Annotated in this window: 1 protein-coding gene; it reads right to left on the bottom strand. The window is 65.5% G+C overall.

The genetic code is table 11. The features are described from left to right. Positions 1-22: 22 nt before the first annotated feature. Positions 23-1,237, bottom strand: a complete 1,215-nt coding sequence (locus ACIBW7_RS43045) for an IS110 family transposase (protein WP_397056927.1) — start codon at positions 1,235-1,237, stop codon at positions 23-25. Positions 1,238-1,456: the final 219 nt, after the last annotated feature.

A 1,456-nucleotide genomic window follows, 5' to 3' on the forward strand; every position in this document is an offset into this window, starting at 1 on the left:
CGAAGGACTCTCAATGACCGTGTCAAGCCGTAGCAGTGGCGGGAGTCGGTGTGTCGAGGCTGAATTCGCGCCCGTCTCGCAGCAGTGCCCACAGCACGTCGACCAGGCGCCGGGCCAGAGCTAGGAGGGCTTGGGTATGGATGAGTCGCTCACCGCGTTTGCGGTCGTAGAACCGCCGCGAGGGCCCGTTTTCGTAGCGCAGGCTCGACAGGGCGGCCATGAAGAACACGCGCCGCATGCGTCGGTTGTAGCGTTTCGGGCGGTGCAGGTTGCCGCTGACCCGGCCCGAGTCCCGGGGAACCGGGACCAGGCCGGCGTAGGAGGCCAAGCGGCCCGCGCTGGCAAAGTTGGCCAGGTCACCGCCGGTGCCGACGAGGAACTCCGCCCCCAATCCGGGACCCATGCCGGGCAGGGACTCGATGATCCCCGCCCACGGGTGTTCCCGGAATCGGGTGGTGATGAGTTTGTCGGTGTCCTTGATCTCCCGGTCCAGATCCAGGAGTTTGCGCGCGATGCGTTTGACCAGCATCGCGGTGTCGGCCTCACCGGGCAGGGCCAGGCTCTGGCGCCCGGCAGCATCGACCGCGGCGGCGGCCGTCTTGGAGATGCCCGGTTTCCACGCGCCGTTGTCGGTGAGATGCGTTGTGACACCGTCGATTCCGGCCGAACGGATCTCGACGGGGGTGCACATTCCGGCGACCAGGATCAGCGGGGTCCGATTCGCGAAGTCGAACGCGGCCTCCAACGCGGGAAAGATCGACCCGAGCAGCCCGCGCAACCGGTTGACCCCGGCCACCCAATCCGCCATCAGATCAGTGCGATAACTGGTCAGCTGAGTCAACCCGACCACGAGCTCATCGGGCATCACAACCTGGTTGAGGTCCTCACGCAGGCGCGCGCTCTGGGCGATCACCCGCGCGTCCTTGGCATCGGTCTTGCCCTCGCCGCGAAAGCTGCCGGTCATCGAATTCACCACCCGGCCCGGCACATACGTCACCGCCTGATCAGCGGTCAACAGCACCGTGATCAGCAGCAACGCCATCGGACTGGTCAGATCGATCGCCCACCACACCCGGTCGGCGGCCTGATCGGCGCGCGCGATCAATGCCTCGATCGCGGCCTGATCGTTGCCGAACTTCTGGCTGAACACCGTTTTTCCGGTCTCATCGACCCCGCACGCATGATGCGCGTGCTTGCCGACATCAATCCCGACCCAGATCTGAGGGCGAGTTGCCACCCACGTGCTCCTGACCTCGCAGCTTCAGCCCATGGACAACCCCGCCGACAGATCCCTAACCAGCGACGACCGCAACAAGCTCTCAATCAGCAGCCGGAGCGTCCAGCACGGCGGGGCAGCCAGTCCTTCGGAGCCTCAACAGAGACAAAACCCCATCAGCTACACCCCACCGCCCTGGGCATCCAGGGCACCAACCCCAGACACCTACAAACTTAGGGA

The organism is Nocardia sp. NPDC049526, assembly GCF_044465765.1.
GTDB lineage: Bacteria > Actinomycetota > Actinomycetes > Mycobacteriales > Mycobacteriaceae > Nocardia.